20 protein-coding genes and 1 riboswitch are annotated in these 19,131 nt (G+C 43.6%); of the genes, 6 read left to right on the top strand and 14 right to left on the bottom strand.

The window, feature by feature from the left end:
- The first annotated feature begins 67 nt into the window (after positions 1 to 67).
- Positions 68 to 652 (top strand): ATP-dependent Clp protease proteolytic subunit, encoded by a 585-nt coding sequence (locus AC1DM9_RS09610; RefSeq protein WP_441886299.1) that lies wholly within the window; start codon positions 68 to 70, stop codon positions 650 to 652.
- Here AC1DM9_RS09610 and AC1DM9_RS09605 read toward each other — a convergent pair.
- Together AC1DM9_RS09605 and AC1DM9_RS09600 are read right to left on the bottom strand one after the other, a co-directional pair.
- The gene (locus AC1DM9_RS09605) at positions 645 to 1,541 is read right to left on the bottom strand and encodes an NAD(P)/FAD-dependent oxidoreductase (protein WP_477579671.1); all 897 of its coding nucleotides are present in this window, start codon (positions 1,539 to 1,541) and stop codon (positions 645 to 647) included. The two genes, AC1DM9_RS09610 and AC1DM9_RS09605, sit on opposite strands and share 8 nt — an antisense overlap.
- A 173-nt stretch (positions 1,542 to 1,714) precedes the next feature.
- Positions 1,715 to 2,656: an EamA family transporter gene (locus tag AC1DM9_RS09600; RefSeq protein WP_441886305.1), complete on the bottom strand. Its 942-nt coding sequence runs from the start codon at positions 2,654 to 2,656 to the stop codon at positions 1,715 to 1,717.
- A gap of 73 nt (positions 2,657 to 2,729) precedes the next feature.
- Positions 2,730 to 2,839: riboswitch (purine riboswitch) on the bottom strand.
- Positions 2,840 to 3,016: 177 nt separating this feature from the next.
- On the opposite strand from AC1DM9_RS09600, the gene AC1DM9_RS09595 reads away from it, so the two are divergent.
- Complete coding sequence (locus AC1DM9_RS09595; protein WP_477579669.1) at positions 3,017 to 5,071, top strand: molybdopterin-containing oxidoreductase family protein; 2,055 nt, start codon at positions 3,017 to 3,019, stop codon at positions 5,069 to 5,071.
- Positions 5,072 to 5,142: 71 nt separating this feature from the next.
- Here AC1DM9_RS09595 and AC1DM9_RS09590 read toward each other — a convergent pair whose 3' ends face one another.
- The 3 genes from AC1DM9_RS09590 to aroC are packed head-to-tail and all read right to left on the bottom strand — an operon-like array spanning position 5,143 to position 7,862.
- Positions 5,143 to 5,757: an NAD(P)-dependent oxidoreductase gene (locus AC1DM9_RS09590; protein ID WP_477511638.1), complete on the bottom strand. Its 615-nt coding sequence runs from the start codon at positions 5,755 to 5,757 to the stop codon at positions 5,143 to 5,145.
- Between the two features lie 35 nt (positions 5,758 to 5,792).
- The gene (locus AC1DM9_RS09585; RefSeq protein WP_477579667.1) at positions 5,793 to 6,761 is read right to left on the bottom strand and encodes a 2-hydroxyacid dehydrogenase; all 969 of its coding nucleotides are present in this window, start codon (positions 6,759 to 6,761) and stop codon (positions 5,793 to 5,795) included.
- A gap of 45 nt (positions 6,762 to 6,806) precedes the next feature.
- Positions 6,807 to 7,862: a chorismate synthase gene (gene aroC, locus AC1DM9_RS09580; RefSeq protein ID WP_076265927.1), complete on the bottom strand. Its 1,056-nt coding sequence runs from the start codon at positions 7,860 to 7,862 to the stop codon at positions 6,807 to 6,809.
- A gap of 116 nt (positions 7,863 to 7,978) precedes the next feature.
- Here aroC and AC1DM9_RS09575 point away from each other — a divergent pair, with 116 nt between their 5' ends.
- The gene (locus AC1DM9_RS09575) at positions 7,979 to 8,857 is read left to right on the top strand and encodes a LysR family transcriptional regulator (RefSeq protein ID WP_477579664.1); all 879 of its coding nucleotides are present in this window, start codon (positions 7,979 to 7,981) and stop codon (positions 8,855 to 8,857) included.
- 55 nt (positions 8,858 to 8,912) lie between these two features.
- On the opposite strand, the gene AC1DM9_RS09570 is transcribed toward AC1DM9_RS09575, so the two are convergent.
- Entirely contained in the window at positions 8,913 to 9,938 is a 1,026-nt protein-coding gene (locus AC1DM9_RS09570; protein WP_477579662.1) for an NADH:flavin oxidoreductase/NADH oxidase, read from the bottom strand.
- A gap of 162 nt (positions 9,939 to 10,100) precedes the next feature.
- Here AC1DM9_RS09570 and AC1DM9_RS09565 point away from each other — a divergent pair, with 162 nt between their 5' ends.
- Positions 10,101 to 10,439, top strand: coding sequence for a winged helix-turn-helix transcriptional regulator (locus AC1DM9_RS09565; protein ID WP_430059063.1), 339 nt, complete (start codon positions 10,101 to 10,103; stop codon positions 10,437 to 10,439).
- A gap of 92 nt (positions 10,440 to 10,531) precedes the next feature.
- Here the strand turns inward: AC1DM9_RS09565 and AC1DM9_RS09560 are convergent, their stop codons facing one another.
- The 5 genes from AC1DM9_RS09560 to AC1DM9_RS09540 are packed head-to-tail and all read right to left on the bottom strand — an operon-like array spanning position 10,532 to position 14,584.
- A complete protein-coding gene (locus AC1DM9_RS09560) occupies positions 10,532 to 11,410 on the bottom strand; it encodes a hypothetical protein (protein ID WP_477579660.1) in 879 nt (292 codons plus the stop codon).
- Entirely contained in the window at positions 11,407 to 12,447 is a 1,041-nt protein-coding gene (locus AC1DM9_RS09555; protein WP_477579658.1) for a hypothetical protein, read from the bottom strand. Before AC1DM9_RS09555 ends, AC1DM9_RS09560 begins: the two co-directional genes overlap by 4 nt.
- Before the next feature lie 19 nt (positions 12,448 to 12,466).
- A complete protein-coding gene (locus AC1DM9_RS09550; RefSeq protein ID WP_477579656.1) occupies positions 12,467 to 13,444 on the bottom strand; it encodes a hypothetical protein in 978 nt (325 codons plus the stop codon).
- Entirely contained in the window at positions 13,434 to 14,012 is a 579-nt protein-coding gene (locus tag AC1DM9_RS09545) for a sigma-70 family RNA polymerase sigma factor (RefSeq protein ID WP_477511627.1), read from the bottom strand. The genes AC1DM9_RS09550 and AC1DM9_RS09545 overlap by 11 nt, the downstream gene beginning before the upstream one ends.
- Positions 14,013 to 14,062: 50 nt before the next feature.
- A complete protein-coding gene (locus tag AC1DM9_RS09540) occupies positions 14,063 to 14,584 on the bottom strand; it encodes a hypothetical protein (RefSeq protein ID WP_477579653.1) in 522 nt (173 codons plus the stop codon).
- A gap of 142 nt (positions 14,585 to 14,726) precedes the next feature.
- Between AC1DM9_RS09540 and trhO the strand changes: the two genes are divergently transcribed.
- Together trhO and AC1DM9_RS09530 are read left to right on the top strand one after the other, a co-directional pair.
- Positions 14,727 to 15,623 carry an oxygen-dependent tRNA uridine(34) hydroxylase TrhO gene (trhO, locus tag AC1DM9_RS09535; RefSeq protein ID WP_339209410.1) on the top strand — a complete coding sequence of 299 codons (897 nt, stop codon included), beginning with the start codon at positions 14,727 to 14,729 and terminating at the stop codon, positions 15,621 to 15,623.
- Positions 15,624 to 15,722: 99 nt separating this feature from the next.
- Positions 15,723 to 15,869, top strand: coding sequence for a hypothetical protein (locus tag AC1DM9_RS09530; RefSeq protein WP_179089728.1), 147 nt, complete (start codon positions 15,723 to 15,725; stop codon positions 15,867 to 15,869).
- An 82-nt stretch (positions 15,870 to 15,951) separates the two neighbouring features.
- Here the strand turns inward: AC1DM9_RS09530 and AC1DM9_RS09525 are convergent, their stop codons facing one another.
- The 3 genes from AC1DM9_RS09525 to AC1DM9_RS09515 all read right to left on the bottom strand — a co-directional run bounded on the left by AC1DM9_RS09525 (position 15,952) and on the right by AC1DM9_RS09515 (position 18,969).
- The gene (locus tag AC1DM9_RS09525; protein WP_477579651.1) at positions 15,952 to 16,479 is read right to left on the bottom strand and encodes a hypothetical protein; all 528 of its coding nucleotides are present in this window, start codon (positions 16,477 to 16,479) and stop codon (positions 15,952 to 15,954) included.
- A 78-nt stretch (positions 16,480 to 16,557) separates the two neighbouring features.
- Positions 16,558 to 17,643, bottom strand: coding sequence for an SH3 domain-containing protein (locus AC1DM9_RS09520; protein WP_477579649.1), 1,086 nt, complete (start codon positions 17,641 to 17,643; stop codon positions 16,558 to 16,560).
- A 318-nt stretch (positions 17,644 to 17,961) separates the two neighbouring features.
- Positions 17,962 to 18,969, bottom strand: a complete 1,008-nt coding sequence (locus AC1DM9_RS09515) for an SDR family oxidoreductase (RefSeq protein WP_477579648.1) — start codon at positions 18,967 to 18,969, stop codon at positions 17,962 to 17,964.
- Between the last annotated feature and the right edge of the window lie 162 nt (positions 18,970 to 19,131).

The following is a 19,131-nucleotide window of genomic DNA, read 5'->3' as shown; positions in this document are numbered from 1 at the left end:
ATCTTTTTTTAATTGTTATTCGTTTACTAATCGAAACCAAACAACATCCATTTGGAGGTAAAATACGATGAGTAATTATGTACCTTATGTAGTCGAGCAATCCAGCCGCGGTGAAAGATCCTACGATATTTATTCGCGATTGCTGAAGGATCGCATCATTTTTTTGGGCTCTGCAATAGATGATGTAGTCGCTAACAGCATCGTTGCTCAATTATTATTTCTTACCGCGGAGGATTCTGAGAAAGAAATCTCGATGTACATTAACAGCCCAGGCGGCTCCACTTCTGCCGGATTCGCCATTCTTGACACGATGCAATTTGTGAAAGCTCCAGTACACACTATCTGCACGGGATTCGCTGCTTCTTTTGCAGCTATACTTCTGCTTGCTGGCGAGAAGGGTCATCGTGCTGCGCTGCCTAATAGCGAGATTATGATTCATCAGCCCCATGGCGGTGTCCAAGGGCAAGCTAGTGATATTGCGATAAGTGCAAATCGGATTTTGAATATACGCTCTAAATTGAATCGAATTAGTGCAGAAAGAACAGGACAGCCTATAGAGAAAATCGAAAAGGATATGGATCGTGATTATTATATGTCATCGGAAGAGGCATTGGAATATGGAATTATCGACAAGGTCATCACCTCTATGTAGATAATAAGCTCTTATGAATCCATATTGCCGCTTGGCTGCCATCCCCCATTGCTATGGTCAACATTTCAGAATGCGCAGTTACGTCTCCAGCGGCCCAAATGTCTTCGACACTTGTAAGCTTTGTACGCGGGTCAACGACAATATGATTGTTCTCCATAACCTCTACTCCAAGCTGTTTGGCAATGGAGGAACGAACCTCATTACCGCCAAAAGCAACAAAACAGCGCTGACGATAAATAGATGAACCGTCCGCAAGAATTATCCCTATAAATTGTTCACGCTCAATCAGAACGGTTTGAATGGCTTGTTCTATACAGGGGATTCTTTTTTGGTCAAGCTTGAGTCGTAGCTCTTCTTCAATCGGTGTGAGCTCATGATTTACATAAATGAGCTCCTCCGTCCAATGCGTAAGTGTTAGTGCCATTTGTGCTCCGGCATTTCCAGAACCTAGAACAATCGTAGGCTGGTCTCGTACTTCGTATCCATCGCAGTCAGGGCATACGTATACGCTCGTTCCTAAACATGGAATAAGCATATCCAAATTCGAAAGCCGATCCTTCACACCTGTCGCAATAAGCAGCTTCTTACCAAGATAAGTTTTCATATCCGAAGTTTTTAGAAAAAAAGCCTCATTTAATCTTTCCGCATGTACAACTTCAGCTTGTATGAATGTGACTCCAAGCTGCTCTGCTTGCTTTCTCCCTGCAAGGCGAAGCTCCACCCCGCTAATGCCATCAGGAAAACCGATTAAATTATGATAGCTTCTGCATACCGAAGATCTTCCATTGCCGGAATCGATAACCGCAACGTGATGACGATATCTTCCTAATTGTATGGCAGCCTGTAAACCTGCAATGCCGCCACCTACAATTACACAATCATAGATCATCAAATGCCTCCCAGAAATAGGATTAGTGTAAACAACATCAGTTGATTATTTATTATTTATAACTGGCTCTCCACTTATACAAAGGAATAAGAATACGGCTAGGAATAGTCTCTAATTCAAAAGAAGCCAGCTGCACTAATTCAGGGCAGCTGGCTTCTTTTTCATATATGTGATTATTGCACGCTCAATCTTCTTCGCTTCATTTTGATGACTTCTGGAAGCGCAATCCCTATGAGTACGACGATGACACCAGCCCATTGCAAGGCGCTGACATGTTCATTCAGAACGAAGGATGAAAGCAAAACAGCGACAGGAAGCTCCGACGCACCCAAAATCCCTGCCATCCCTTCTCCGACATGCGGCACGCCGATTGCAAATAACACGGGTGGAATAAACGCACCGAACATACCAAGCAAGAAACCGTAAAGCATCAAATCTCCAAAAATGAGTCCATTAAACAAGAAGGTTGGAGGGAATAAAATAAATACAAGTACCATGCCTCCGGTAATCATCCATGCGCTTCGATATGCAGGATGTACAGAAGGAACTGCTTTTCCGCTAAAGAGAATAAATAATGAGTAACTAACTGCAGATAACAGGCCGAGTATAACTCCCATTATATTGAACTGACCTGTGCCCTGCTCAATGATGCCTGCTGCAAGCAAAGTACCGCCGAATAAGATAGCAATTGTAAAAAACATAATGCCGTTTGGACGTTTCCGCTGTCCTACCGCTTGAATTAATACACCAATCCATGTGAACTGAAAGAGCAATATAATCGCAAGCGATGCTGGGATGTAGCGAAGAGATTGGTAATACAATAAACCTGTAATAGCGGTTGGAGTTCCAGCGGCCATTAGAATGAAACGTTGTTTCCATGTCATGCTGCTCGTGCGAATAGATGTATTAACCTTACTTTGATTAGTTGAGCTCTGGCTGCGCTTCTCACGCCATTTCATAATGAAAGTGAGTATCCAAGCGAGCAAAAAACCTGTTAACAATTGACTGCCTACAACTTCACCAAGCTCATAGCCTCGGCCATAAGCAAGCACAACAATAGTGGATAAAATGCCATAGCTTGCAGCACCTAGAAAAACCGAAAAAATATACTTCATCTGTGTGAATCCCCCTCATGAAAATTTGAAAATTTGCGCATAAAAAAATCCCAACTGCGAATATAGGATCAATGATGATTGATCTCATATTCGTAGTTGGGAAGTAAGGCTTCCCGTAGAAACCCTCACCCTGTTCAAGCTGTAACTCCGTGAGGTTATACGAATTATTTAGTTGTGGAATACGTCTTAAGCACATTGAATATTACATGACAAGTAAAGTGCTGTCAATAGATAATAAACTGGAAGCTCGGAAAATAGGCGATTTTCACATCACTTTTTTGCATCTTGCTCCCTATGCTGCATGCGATTATGCTATGATAATACGACGTGAATATGGCTGTTATATGGAGTGAGATAGATATGAGCAAATCAATAATAAATGGTACCGTAAAATCGGTTTGCCCTTTTGATTGCCCGGATACTTGTGGTCTGAGCATCACCTTCGAGGAAGGCAAAATAACGAAAGTAACAGGTGATGCAGAGCACCCGGTAACCCGCGGAGCAATTTGCAATAAGGTAAGACAATTAAATGATCGCGTGTATCATCCTGAAAGACTGCTCTACCCTCTTCGCCGCGTAGGTCCCAAAGGCGAGCATTCATTCGAACGGATATCTTGGGAAGAAGCATATGAGGAAATTGCCTCACGGATGAAAGGGATTATTTCCGAGCATGGAGCGAGTGCCATATTGCCTTATAGTTTTTATGGCAATATGGGCGTTTTGAATGCAGAAGGAATGGATCGACGGTTCTTTCATCGACTCGGCGCTAGTCAATTGGACCGCGCAATTTGCAACGCTGCTGGCTCAACAGGCTATGCTTATACGATGGGTGCTTCCAGAGGAATTGATCCCGAAGAAACGATACACACGAAGCTGTTTCTTATATGGGGCTGCAATCTCGTATCCACAAATATGCATCAAACGATGTTGGCAACGGAAGCACGTAAAAACGGAGCAAAGGTTATTCATATTGATGTGCATCGCAATCGTACCTCTACTTGGGCGGATCAGTTCATTCATTTGCGTCCGGGAACGGATGCAGCGCTCGCTCTCGGCATGATGCATATCATCATCCGTGACGGGCTGACTGATCAAGCTTTTCTTGAGCAGTTCACGCTCGGTTATGAGGATCTCGCGAAGCAAGCAGCTGAATATACGCCTGAACGAGTGGAAGCTATTACGGGCGTACCGGCAGCGGAGGTCGAGGAGCTTAGCAGGCTGTATGGAACGACCACTCCCTCTTTTATCCGCATTGGCAACGGACTTCAGCACCATGATAATGGCGGAATGATCGTGCGAACAATTTCATGCTTGCCTGCATTGACTGGGCAATGGGATGTTCAAGGTGGCGGCGCAATGAAAGGCAACAGCTGGTATTCGCGGCTCAACGGTGAGAAAATTGAGCGCCCTGATTTAATGCCTGATCCGGATGTCCGTACGATCAGCATGAATCAGCTCGGCGATGCTCTTCTAGATGTCGCTCCTCCAGTAAAGATGCTGTTTGTCTATAACAGCAATCCAGCAGTCGTAGCGCCTGACCAGAACCGAGTGCGCGAGGGATTGGCTCGTGAAGACTTATTTACGGTTACACATGATTTGTTCTTAACAGACACCTGCAAATATTCGGACATTGTATTGCCTGCAACTTCTCATTTTGAAAACTTGGATTTATACACTTCCTACTGGCATCTGTATTTGCAGCTTCACCAGCCGATTATGGAACCAATGGGTGAATGCAAATCAAACTTTACGCTCTTTAAGGAGCTCGCGCTTAAACTTGACTTTGAGCCTCATCTATTTGACATTTCTGAGCAGCAAATGATAAGCGAGGCACTTGATAGCGAAAATAATCCACTTCTTAAAGGCATTACTTTTGAAGCGCTGCAAGCTAATACGTGGATGAAGGCTGGCGGTAATGAGCTTCCTTCCTATACCTCGATGATTCCGACTCCTTCGGGTAAAATCGAGCTTTATTCGGAGAAAATGCTTATGAACGGCTTGCCACCAATACCCAATCATACGCCGCTTAGAGAGCCGGAGACGTATCCTTTTTGGCTGACGACTGGCCCGAATCACAGCTTCATTAACTCGACCTTCGCCAACCAAGAGAAGTTGCAAAAGCTTGAGAAGGAGCCTCTCCTTCATATGCATGCGGATGACGCAGAAGCACTCGGGCTCCTTAGCGGGGAACGTGTTAAGATACGCAATGATCGTGGTGAACTGGAGATGACGCTGCGCGTTGGTCAAGATGTACTGCCAGGTGTACTCGTCACGCAAGGCTTATGGTGGGAAGACAAGAAAAAAGGCCATCAAGCCGTGAATACACTGACGCCGCAGCGACTCGCAGATATGGGCGGCGGTGCTACATTTTTCTCGAATCGCGTTGAAGTTTTGAAAGCTGATGCAGCTCAATAATAGATAACCAAAAACACCTGAGTCCCTACGAAAAGTAGGAACTCAGGTGTTTTTACCTTTTTGCCTATGAATTAGTAGCTAATACCAACACGTTCTCGCACATAAGCACCGTTAAAATATTCCGAAACAGCGAATTCGGCCGTATCTGCAAAAGAAATCGATGCACTTCCAGAGGGCAGGATTTCCTTTCGCACACGATAACCGCCGCGCAGCTCCTCTTGAACGAGCCTTGTAGGACAGACGATGGTCCAGTCCAAATCAGTGTTAGCGAGTGCCCTATAAGCCTGCTCATGCTCTTTGGCTGCATCATGGTTTAAACGTCTGTTTTCACTGGACTGGTATCTAAGCAGCTCTGGCTGCAGCTCACTCTGCAAGATGCCCGCTGTACCTATCGTAACGATTCTTTTCACTCGGTAATGCTGCATTGCGGCAATCAAATTTGTGATGCCGCTGACAAGTGTTCCGTTGCCTTCCGTATTCAACGCACAAATGACTCCGCTCGCATCAACCATGGCTTCAAAAACATCATGCTGATTACGTACATCTCCGAGGTAACTCTCATCGATCATTTGCTCAGGCAGTCTTACAAATCGTTTAAATGGAACGTTTCTATCTTCAAGATAACTCGCAATAAATTGACCGGTCTTGCCTGTTGCTCCGAGAAGTAATAACTTTGAAGCTGTCATGATATGTACCCCTCTTATTAACAACGTTTATTCTGTTAAAGCAGCTCGTCAACGACATTTGGGGGGACTTGTCCAGTCAACGCGTTTACTAGGTTTTGAGCCGCAAGCATAGCCATATCAAACCTTGTATCCGAAGTGGCAGAGCCGATATGAGGCAAGGTTAATACATTAGCCATCGTCAGAAAAGGATGATCCGCTTCAATCGGTTCTTTTTCGAATACATCAAGGCCCGCAGCTGAAATCGTACCCTGCTCGAGAGCTTCAATTAAAGCTTGCTCATCCACCGTTTGCCCTCTCGATATATTAATAAAAATCGATGATGGCTTCATTAATTTAAACTCCGTTACTCCAATTAGCTTAACCGTCTCTGGTGTCAGAGGTGCTAATAATAAAACAAAATCTGAATAAGCAAGCAGATCATTTAATTCAAAATAACGAACGCCCAGCTTCTCTTCCGCTTCTGGCTTACGGCTGCGATTATAATAAACGACATCCATATCAAACCCGAACCTAGCGCGGCGGGCAACCGCCTCACCAATTCTCCCCATTCCAATAATGCCAACCTTAGCGTGGTGGACATCTGTACCAAACAGCTTGACGCCATCGCCAGTTTTCCATTTGCCATCCTTTACGTATCGATCCAGCTCCGCAACACGCCTCGCTGTTCCCAGAATGAGTGCGAGTGCAAGATCCGCTACAGTGTCATTCAGGACATGCGGCGTATTCGTTCCAACTATCCCTCTTGTACGCATTGCTTCAACATCAAAATGATTATAGCCGACGCTTATGCTGCTTACGACTTTCAAATGCGGCGCATGGTCAATTAATTCAGCATCAATTTTTGCTCCTGCCGTTAATAAACCATTTGCACTCGCCATCTTCAGAAGCAGCTGCTGACGGGTCATGGGCGTTTTCTCTTCCCATTTGTCTATTATACAGTGCTCTGCTATAAACGCCTCTACTTCAGCGGGGATCTGTCGATCAATGAAAACAGTTGGTTTCATTAGCAATCTCCTCTCAGCATTTGTCATTTATAAGCATAGCACAGTTTATCCATTCATTGCTGCTTGGCGCTTGATTAGATCTTCAATAACGATACATGCCATCGCTTCTACAACGGGAATAATACGAGGACAGATACATGGGTCATGTCTGCCAATGGTCTCGATCATCTTCTCTTGACCGTGGATATCAATCGTATGCTGCGGCAAAGAGATGGATGAAGTGGGCTTAACCGCTATACGAAAAACAATTTCTTCACCCGTGCTGATGCCGCCGACAATTCCGCCCGCGTTATTGCTTAAAAACCCGTTTTTGCTCATGGCATCATTATGCTCGCTGCCGAGCATCTCTGCTGCTGCAAAACCTGCCCCGAACTCAATGCCTTTAACAGCCCCGATGGATAGCATTGCTTTTGCAAGCTCAGCGTCCAGCTTATCAAATACTGGCTCGCCAATCCCAGGTAAAACGCCTCTTACTCTGCATTCCACGATACCGCCGCAGCTGTCTCCAATAGCCGCTAAATGTTCGATCTTCTCGATCATACGAACCGCTGCTTCTGGATCACATGCTCTTACCGCATTTTTTTCAATCTCATCCTCGACGTACGTTTCGCATTTAATACCGCCTATTTCCTTGGTATAAGCAACAACACTTATTCCTCGATTCTCTAACAGCTTGCGGGCAACCGCTCCGCCAGCAACACGGCCTGCTGTTTCTCTTCCCGACGCCCTCCCGCTTCCGCGGTGATCACGCAAGCCGTATTTTTTCAAATACGTATAGTCGGCATGTCCTGGACGAAAGGAATTTTGTATATCGTTATATGCTTCAGGCTTCATATCTGTATTATGCAGCATAATGAAAAGTGGCGTTCCCGTTGTTTTCCCTTCAAACATGCCAGACATAATACGAATGACATCATATTCTTTGCGCGGGGTAGTTACAGAGGATTGACCGGGCTTTCTTCGATCCATTTGCGTTTGAATATATTTTTCATCCAGCTCAACCCCAGGTGTTACACCATCTACAATGACGCCAACGGCTTCCCCGTGTGATTCACCGAATGTCGTAATTTTAAAGCTTTCCCCATATGTGCTTCCTGCCATTATGTTTACCTCCCGATGGAATGCTTTGACGCATTCGTTATTTGTCTATTATAATTTTGAATATGAAATAAATGAAATCGGAATTTTCGAATATTGTCATAGAGAGGAACTATATCATGATAATGAATATGGAATGGTATCGCATTTTTCTCCATACCGCCAAATTAGGAAATTTGACAAAAGCAGCACAAGAGCTGCATATTACACAGCCTTCAGTCAGTTACGCAATTAAGCAACTGGAAACGCAGCTTGAAGTGAAGCTGTTTGATCGATTGTCCAAAGGAGTAAAGCTTACTTCGGAAGGATTGGAAGTTCTCGCTTATGTAGAGAAATCGTTTACGATACTGCATGCGGGTGAAATCCAATTACAAGCGCTCAAAAACCTTACGGCAGGCGAGCTGCGCATTGGGGCTAGCGGACCTGTAATCAAGCATTTGCTGCTGCCGCTGCTTGATACGTTTCATGCGGAGCATCCCGATGTACGCATTCGGCTTTCTCAAGGGAAAACATCGGATATACGGGATCGATTGTTAGATGGTCAAATTGATATTGGTCTTGTTCACTTGCCCCTCTCTGATCATGAACTTGTCGTTTCACATCTAACGGAGATTCAAGACTGCTTTGTTGTAGGAGAAGCGTATCGTCATTTAGTCGATACCCCCTTTTCGGCTCAAGCCTTAGCCCAATTGCCGCTCTTGCTGCTCTCTGAAGCGAGCAGTACAAGATTGTTTATTGAGCAGTGGTTTGCTTCACAAGGCATAACGCCAGATGCGGATATGGAGCTGTCCAGCATGGATATGCTAATTGAAATGGCTATTCGCGGATATGGAGCAGCATTTGTTACACAATCCTTTATCGATCAAGAACTTGAGAATAAGAAACTATTTCGACTTCAGACAATTGAACCCATTCCATTACGTTCTGTAGGTTTTGCCACTAGGCGCAATTCTTCTCTTCCCATCATCGCAAACCGGTTTATTGCATTGCTTGAATAACAAGAAGAGCCTCCCGGTATCCAAGAGGCTCTTCTTATTATTGTCATGATAATGATCAGTATGCTCTTTCATATTGCTTTGCTGGCAATGCCTCACCTTTTACAGCCTGAATTGCATGCAATGCCCAATAAGGATCACGAAGCATACCGCGAGCAACAGCTACTAAATCTGCATCTTCACTCGCAATCGTCGCTTCAGCCAGCTGTGGATCTTCCAGCTTGCCGACGGCAATGACAGGTACCTGCAGCGCTTCTTTCAGAGCACGTGCCAAAGGCACCTGATAACCAGGATAGTTGCCCGGGCGCCGTACTCCGACTGGTCCTTCCCCGCCGCTGGATACATGAAACACATCAACTCCAGCATCTCTGTAGCGTTTGCTGAACTCGATGCTATGGTTCAAATCATAACCACCATCCATATATTCAATGGCAGAGATTMGCATGATGAGTGGCATATCCGCTGGCATTACGCTTTTCACTGCTTGAACGACCTCTACCCCAAATTTAGCCAAATCCTGACCGTACTCATCCTTACGGTTATTAATGCCAGGAGACTGGAATTGATGCACCAAATAACCATGAGCACCATGTATTTCAATTGTGTCTACACCCGCTTCTACTGCTCTTCTAGCTGCTTCTTTAAATTGATTCACAATAACTTTTATTTCTTCGACAGAAAGTGGTTTAGGTGTTTTATAGTTTGGTCCTGCTGGGATGGCAGATGGACCAACGGGCTGCTCAGCGTCCTCTGCTTTGCGTCCAGCATGGGCGATTTGAATGCCTATTTTCGAACCATGTTTATGAACCTCTGAAATAATGCGTTTGAAAGCTGGAATATGCTCATCTGACCAAAGCCCTAAATCATGATCTGTAATGCGACCATCTGGATCAACGTCGGTCATCTCCATTAGGATAAGACCCGTACCGCCTATCGCACGTGAAACATAATGAACATAATGCCACTCATTAGGTATCCCGTCCTTTGCATCTACAGAGTATTGACACATAGGTGCCATTACAATTCTATTTTTAAGCTTAAGACTTTTGAGTTCAAATGGTGTATCCAAATGTTTAAACGTCATGATCTATGCACCTCTTCGTTAATTAGTGTGGGTAGTTATTATTCTATTTTTACCACAGTAAGTATAAATGCGAAAGTAGTGAACTTTTTTTCATATAGTTTCCCTAAAGTTACTTTTGTACTATACTTGAAGAAATGGAGTTAAATTAGTTGAGGTGATCTGATGGATGAACGTGAACTGCTCGTTCTAGAGCGAGGTACTTATGGTATTCCTTGCGTTATAGGTAAGGTACTAGACATTATCGGTACGAAGTGGACCTTTCTCATTATTCGTGACCTGCTGGTCGAAGAAACGATGCGCTTTAGTGAATTGTTGAAATCACTCGAAGGCATCAGTCCGAAAACACTTTCCCTTCGCTTGAAGGAGCTTGAAGACCAAGGCATCGTTAGTCGAACCATTTATGCTGAAGTCCCCCCAAGAGTAGAATACACCATTACTGAAAAAGGTAAACGATTGGAACCCATCTTTATTGAGCTCAAGCGATTTGGACTCACTTTATAATGATCATACAGCAAAAAGGATCGTCTCCAGCCATCGCTTAAGAGACAATCCTTTTTTCATTTAGAAAAATTAAATCAATTCAGAACCACCCCTTATTTAACGGTGATGACAAATGGCACCGTCAGCACCTCGCCTTTAAATTGAAATTGCCCCCATAACTTGTAGATGCCTTTCTCAGGAAATACCGTGTGGAACATGACGTTTGCACCACCACTCATCGCTTCCATTGCATGTGCATGCACGAATTGGTCAACTGTGCTGTTCAAAATAACACAATGGCCGGAAGTGCCGAGAAATGGCTCTATTTGCTTAATCGGCTTTCCCGTCTCTTTATCAATAAATCGGAATAGCAACATAACCATCTGTCCCGCTTCTATTTCACCAATCCCGGGACTTGCCGATAATGAAACTTCTAAGCCGCTTATACTTTTTATCCATGTGGTGTCAGGAACTATTGTTTCGTTAGATAATGGCTCGCCAGAAACCTGTATCCATTGCTTATGAATGACAACTTTTTGTTTATGAGGCTTGAATTCAGTCGTTACATAAAACGAGCCTGCAAATGGTAAATTAAGCTTTGTCCGAAAAACATTGTCTTTCACATAATCAGGATGCACATGCTGAAACGATGATAAATCTTTACTAACGACGATCAGATGCATGAGCTTGGTCATATCTTCTGTAAATTTCGTTACAGGCTGCCCATCCGCGGTGGTGACTTCCAATTGTAATTCCATTTCTCCTGCTTCTACTGGATTGCCATTTATTTCGCTTATTTTTACAAGATAACCTGAAGCTTCTGGTGACGGCATTTGTTCATTCTGAAGAGCAGCCAGCAATCCGCGCTTAGGCGGTTCTATATCGACGTTCGTAAGGTTCGTAAATGTACCCGAAGCACAGCCAGTTGCAGCTAACAGGATAATGAACAAAGATATAAGCAACAAACTAATGGGCTTTAATCGTGCGCTCATTGACTTACACGCTCAGGCGATTGGGCTAAAATGCTAAGGCCCAGCGACAGCAGCGAAGCTTGTACGATTGAGCCAACCCACAGCTCGGGCTCCCAGCCAATACCGCTCGTCGCAGCCATCCAGCCGAAGTAACTACCCCAAAGCACAATAGGCGTAATGGTGGCAATCAGCCTGCTGCTTCGCCTGCGATTCAGATCAGAGCGTCTTAAATGCAGCAATAAGTCACCGCTGAATCCTGCAACAAACGATATGATCAAACTATGTATTTGGGTAAAACCATCGATTACACCCATTAGTGTGCTAATGAGTAAGAATACAAAAGTAATCGCACCAAAAGGAGGCTGCCAGCGCTTTAGCATAAATAAAATGGGAAACATAAATACGATCRTATTTAGTAGGATAAACGTTAATCCTCTTACCTCGGCATCATCTGCCATCCGGTGCGCAAATAAAGTGCTGGAATTGTTCATATACCAAGCAACTACTTTTGGCGCAGGCAAATTATACCGAAACATCCACACGTACATGAGAAAGAAACTGACAGTACCTGCTGACAACGCTAAGGATAATAAGTATGGGAAAAAGCTTCTCCAACCTATCTGGTCGCCACTCAGCTCCCTCCAGCCTGCTCGAAGTGGACTTGATAAGATGAGAATGGCACCAAGCATTAAAGCTAAATGAGAAGGACTAAGCAGCGCTTCAAGATTCACTTCTATTCCAAAAATAATATGCCATACCATATCAGCTAAGCCGCCTGCAAGAAAGATGATGACGCCAAGCAAGCCAAGCTCATATCCACTAGGAATGGCTTGCTTCCACGAGCAGCCCATTCTTTTTTTCACATATACAATCATTCCAAGTATCCATGCTGCGCATGCAAGAAACCCACTATACAAAATCGCATGCCAAGGGGTGAAAAACGTTTCGACAACATCATGGTTATGGGCATAACCGTCTACGAATATACCGAGCACCAGCCATGTGCCAAGCAGCATCGTTACGAAGTGGCTTTTCGTAGAAATAGCGTATGGTTGCATTGAACACTCTCCCCAGTTATCAATGAATAAACTGCTCGGCTATGCTGGTTAATTCTGATTTGGTTATGTCTAGATCAGGGCTGCCTATCGTGTATAGTATCGTTTCATCCGCTAGTGAATCCATCCAAAAGACAGATTGATACTGATCCGAATCACTGTACAGAAACGGCTGGGCTAGAGCATACGTAGCAGATTGTTGTCCAATAACGATTTGCTCTTGCGCCTTTAGATTTGAACGTAATTGCACATTGCTCTTATCCGTGAATACTTCCATGGTGATATGAATAATGTCAGTGGATTCGTTCTCATAAGTCGTCGTATAGATAGGATGATCCACACTCTGGATTACAGGTTTACTCAAAGGCAGCCAGGTCTCCTCAGGTTTCTCTTTCTTCACGCGTTTCTCCAGTTCATGAAGCGACTCCATGTCTGCAGCGGATAATGAACCGCCAAACGGCTGCTCCTTCTGACCTCCAATAAACGTCAATGTTTCTGTTAAGGAATCAGGCAATTGAAGATCTGGATTTGCTTCTGTCAATTGCATCTCCCAATCCTTCTCCACTTTCCACACGTATGGATTGGTGACGATTGTGAAAGGGATAGCATTAGTTTTCGGCAAAAGGCTTTTTAATTTTTGTGAATAGAATATCGCCTTCCCCTCGGTAGGAAGTGTTTGTTTAACCTCTTCGAGCGACTCTCGCATTTGCTGAGCCAACATCGCATCATACGTTCCTAATTGACCATTATGCAGCATGTAATCAATAATCTCGTCTTTAAAATGAAAAATATAGGGTGTAGAGAAACCCATGGAAGTTATGAGCAATCCCGCTACGATTATTCTGAGCGTCCATGATTTTTTTACGGCGTGCAGCTTGGTCTGCTTTTGGAAGCTCTGCTTACGGTACAGCTGTTCGATTCGAGCATCAAGCTCCTCAGGGCGTTTGATTCTCGTTGCGGATTGTTTGTAGGCTTGTGTTAGCTCTTGTTCAATCGACATGATTAAAAACCTCCTTGAAAAATTGAGAATGTGAGGTTCGATTTCGCAGTTTTTTCAAAGCCTCATGATGTCTGGATTTGGCTGTGCCTAGCGGAATTTGGAGCGTGCTGGCAATCTCCTCAAAGGAGCAATCCTGATAATAGCGAAGCACGATTATTTGTTTATGTTTGGCAGACAAGCTGTTTACGAGCTGAAGTACTTGGTGTTTTTCTTCCTCTTCGACCGCTAATTCATCTGGCCTCTTCCTTGGCTGTACGCCATACAATTGCTTATTGCGATTAATTAAACGTAAAAATCGCCAGCCTTTTCGATTATTATGATTAACCTGATTAATGATTAGGCCGTTAAGCCAGGCTCGAAATGGTCTATTGTAGTCGTAGGCAGGCAAAGCGGAGAGCATAGCGATGTAAATCTCACTAACGATATCATTGACTTCATTTTTGTTCGTGACCAAATAATAGACGGTACGATAGATATGGTCAGCCGTTTTCTCATACACCAAGCGGAAAGCTTCCGGATCTTCATCCAGAAGCGAAGCTAATAAGGGTTGTATGTCCGAATCCTTCAATACGGAAACCTCCTCACGCTACACGAGTACTCATGTGCCAATTTCAATTATTATTTCGTTTCAAAAAGGGATAATTCACTCATCATGATGCCGGTTACCTTTTCTTGATCTACCATAAACTCGAGTACCCATTCCTTCTCTTTATCGATATAACCTAGTAGTTTTAAATCATCATGTTCTCTATTATAATAGGCATCCCCATACATGTCCTTAACAGATTGAATAGAATTTCCCAGTTTAGCCCCTTTATGGGTAGCTTCATCTGGAAGCAGATTATAGCTTGCGACCTTGCTGTCAGTTACCGTATATGTAGCGTTAAAATACTCCCATGACTGAACAGGCACATCATAATCATCTGCTTTTTTCATTTTAATATCGTATTTCTCTTTTGGCTGACCACGTTTATCCGTAAGTAATTGTACCGAATCCCCAGGCGTTATCCCGCCAGTATGCTCCTTGCTTAAATCCGTACTTTCGATATTAGTTAGAAAATCCTGAGGCACGCTTGGCTGTTCGGTGGAACAAGCAGCTAGCACCAAACATATCAATATGACTATTATCCCTTTTTTCATATAGCCCCTCCTCTAATTGCTTTCGCTATACATTGGTTTCGTATATGAAAAAAGTTCAAAAAAGGTTTTAAGTTGAAATTATTTAAAATGTCAACTATAATATAGAATGCTTTTATTTGTTTACCGGAAAGGAAAGACTACGATGAGTGAAGCTAATCATTTTCGAGTTTTATTGTATTATAAATTTGTAGCTGTACCGGATGCTGAGCAGTTTGCCGCTGAACATCTTGCATATTGCAAGGAATTAAACGTAAAAGGCCGTATCTTAATTGCTGATGAAGGAATTAACGGAACGCTCTCAGGAACCATCGAGCAAACTGAACAATATATGGCGCATATGCGTGCGAATCCTTTATTTTCGGATATGGTTTTCAAAATCGACGAAACAGATAAACATGCTTTCAAAAAGATTTTTGTACGTTACAAGAAAGAGCTAGTGACGCTTCGTTATGATAAGCCTTTAGATCCGAATACATTAAGCGGCACTCGTCTATCACCTAAAGAATTTCATGAGTATTTGCAAAGAGAAGATGTTATCGTACTAGATGGCAGAAGCGATTATGAATACGATCTTGGTCATTTCCGCAACGCGATCAGACCCGATCTTGAAACATTCAAGGAGTTTCCTGAATGGCTTCGCGAGAATATGGCGGAATTCAAAGACAAGCCGATCATTACCTATTGCACAGGCGGCATTCGCTGCGAGAAGCTTACTGGCGTTATGCTTAGCGAAGGCTTTAACGACGTCTACCAGCTTGAAGGCGGTATTGTAACCTACGGCAAGGACGAGGAAGTACAAGGCAAACTGTTTGATGGCAAATGTTATGTATTCGATGAGAGAACATCCGTTGTCATTAATCAAACAGATGAAGCGGTTGTTGTTGGCAAATGCCATCACTGCCAGCAGCCTGCTGATACCTATATCAATTGTGCGGATGACTCCTGTCATTTGCAGCATATCGTATGTAAGGAATGTGAAGAAACGAAGCACGGCTTCTGCTCTACAGCATGCGAAGAGCATGTTGTTAGCGTAAAATAATTTGTAAGCAGCTATAGATGTTGGTTATTTTGCTGGAACATGGTTAACCTAAGCTAGCCTCGGAGTTTTAGGCAATCACGCTAGTGGAGGTTATTGTGGATGGCTCACAACAAAAACAAATCAATTCCAAGCAAAAATCAAGCGTTTGAAGACAGCTCCAAGGAAGCGGAAAATAATTCAGCTTCGGCCAGAGCAGAGAATATCAATCAAAAAGGCCATGTTCCGAATAGCCCATCAACCGGCTAGACGAATAATCGATTTGCAACAGAAAAAAGAGCTGCCCTTGAGTTTTACTCACGGACAGCTCTTTTCATATGTATTCCAAGGTTTATTTGGTGACAATGGCTTCCCAGCGATGCTGATATTGTAAAAGCCGTGGATGCAGCTGTGCAGGCTCTTCCGTCAACAAAAGCCTGATTTTCACGATCCATTCCTCGAATGATGAGAACGAAGCGAACATATTCGCCATTTCAGCCGTCATGAGTACAAATAGTGGTTTCGGATAGGTTTCGGCCAAATGTCTTAAAGCAAAATCGATTGGCGTATACTTCTTGCGTTTAATTTCAAAACGTTCAACAACGATGTTCGTCTCCGCTCGGTCCCGCTTCCATTCATGCAGCCGATCTTCCCGCTTATAAAATGGGCTGACGTTCTCTTTTGACATCCTCTTGATGCTTAGCTCATGCAGTGGATAGAGAACAAGCTTGCGAAAGGAACGTGCCTTCACCCAATCTGCGGCTAGATCAAGCTCTCGTTCCGTTGTATGCTCAAATGTATCATAGTATACAATCGTTCCTTTCAGCTCATCTATAGGCGGCTCATAGCCGAATGGCATTTTCTGCACGTTATCCACCATTTATTTGCAGCCTCCTATTCTCCAAGTCGTCAAATGCTTAGGAGCCTAAAATAACATACTTGGTGGGAAATTGCCATGTCAGAGCTTCCTGTAGTCACTTTTCATTATATTCTTCACTAAACTTGACCATTTGGAGTTGGCGGGACAATATTTTCGGGCAACCTTCTCAATGGTAGTCAGTCCCTTGCCCACATAGTTTTTAGATAAGAGCTGTCCAAACTTTCGCACGCTGTCCCCTTTGGTTTCAAAGCTGAACGCCTTATTGTATTTATCGCCATCTATCGCATTGAGGCCAAATAAGTTATTTTTGCTCTTGGCCAGCCTGCTTTTGCCATTTCCACTCTCCAGCTTCATCACGGCTATTGTAAAATAAGCATTTATGCCGTATTCATCCTCCACTTCAAGGATAGCTTGTTCCAAATCATGCCCGGATAGTGCTGTTCCTTCGAATATTTTCTCAATATGCTCGATCGTAAGGCCCGAATCAGACTCTACAGCAGATGTTGGCTTCATAAGTTCTTCCTCTACTGCTTCTTCTAAAATTTCTATTTTATCTATGCGTTGCTCCTCACTTTTTGCCTTAAGTGCAATGGCAGGCTGACGATTAACATCAGCAGCAAGGGATAACACGGAAACTTCACTTTTCACCTTTTTTGCATATCCGCCATGGACGTATCCACCATTTTGCAGCTTAAGCCAACCATTGTCTGTTTCTTCTGTAATTTCAAGCTTTGCTCCCTTTTCTACAACCTTTATAATATCCGAAGTGGCGCTCGGTTTTGTTCGAATGTTAAGGTAATACGCGGTAACCTCATATGTATTCATTAGTTTTTCAGCGATGGCTGGCGGTTGTTCAACTTCAAGAGTCGTTTCAAGCGGGATGGTTGGAGGTTGATCAGATGCGTTAACTGTAGCTGCGCTAATCTCGTTGAATATTACAGGTATAGGTGCTGGAGTGGGTGAAGCGATGACTTTTTTATTGTTCTCTAAGCTGTCAACAACAAGCGGCGATAGGGTAGTTAAGGAAAATGGATCTGCTGCAGACGTTTCTAAAGCTTGTGAATCCGGTTCGTTATTTAAAGGTTGGACGTACATGCCTAAAGTAATGACTAACGATAAAATGAGCAAGTAAACTAATAAATGCTGGTTCAACTTTTTTCGCATGATTATACCTCTCCCTTAAGTTAATGAAGTATACCTGTTACGATATAAGTTAGATGGCGAGAATAAGCAGGCATCAAGAAACAGTGGACGGTCTGTGAAGATTATATGTCGCTCATTCCTTCAAAAGACGAGTTTTTATGCTTCTTGTAAATTATGAGAAATTTTTTAGCATTTAGGGATCGAGGTTTAAAACACAAAAAAAGCGCTTCATCCCTAGAGGATAAGCACTTTTTTTGTACCTATAAAAATCGCAAAAAAGTTTTTTTATTGCTCAAAATGTTCGGCTTAAAATCTATATTTCCGTCATTTGCTTACGCATTATTTTTTAAATCCGGCTGCATGAGCAGCGATAATCGCATCCATCTGCTCGTTCCAAGCATCATCTTCGGTGCATCGCTCAGGGTGAGCCTCAAACCAAGCAACCGTCCGTTTAATCCCTTCCTCAAAGGAAAGATCCGCTGAAAAATCGGGAACTAAGCTTTTGATTTTGCGGTTATCAAATACGCTCGTGACAGATTTATCGCCAAGCAAGCCGCCCTCGAGATCAGGGTCATGCGAAATAAGAAACTCGGAAGAAATATGGACAAGCTTCGGCTCTACGCCAGCTGCTGAACCAATCGCTTCATAGATTTGATTCCACGTAAGGACTTCGTCTGAAGTAATATGATACGCCTCTCCGATCGCCTCAGCACGACCAAGCAAGCCGACAAAACCTTTGGCAAAATCGGTATTATGTGTCATTGTCCACAAAGAAGAGCCATCACCATGCACGATAACTGGCTGCCCCGCACGCATTCTTGCGATCAGAGACCATGGATGCTGCCAGCTATTTAAGGCAGCGGGTATCATCGTATCGCCGTAGGTAAATGACGGTCTTACGATAGTAACTGGAAAACCTGATGACGCCTGCTCATCGAGCAGCAGCTGTTCACATGCAATCTTGTCGCGCGAGTATTGCCAGTACTGATTTTCGAGCGGTGTTGCATCCTCTGTGATGATATAGTGCTTTGGCGGCTTCTGATAAGCAGAGGCTGAGCTTATAAATATGTATTGATTCGTGCGTCCACGGAACAACGCAATGTCCGTGCTGACATGCTCCGGCGTGAAGGCAATCCAATCGACTACCACATCAAACTGATAGCCTTCAAGTGCAGCAGCAGCCTGCTCGGCGTCGCGTATATCACCCTTGATGACCTTTGCCCCTTCTGGCACAAACTCGTCTCGTTTCCCTCTGTTAAAAAGATAAAGTTCAATTCCGCGTTCTAACGCGAGCTTAGAAACAGCTTCACTTATTAATCCTGTTCCACCAATAAACAATACCTTCATCGACAATCGCTCCTTTTTTGTATCTTGGCATTTGTTACGATTAAACGGGAGAGCTTACGGCTTAAACGATCTAAATCGTCAATTAATAGTACCATATACGTTACTCTTTTAATATTTGAAAATGCTATAATAAAACCAATTAATAGAAACAAGGAGCTGCTA

The organism is Paenibacillus sp. 01T431 (assembly GCF_056398625.1).
This window is presented reverse-complemented; position numbering and strand designations above follow the sequence as displayed.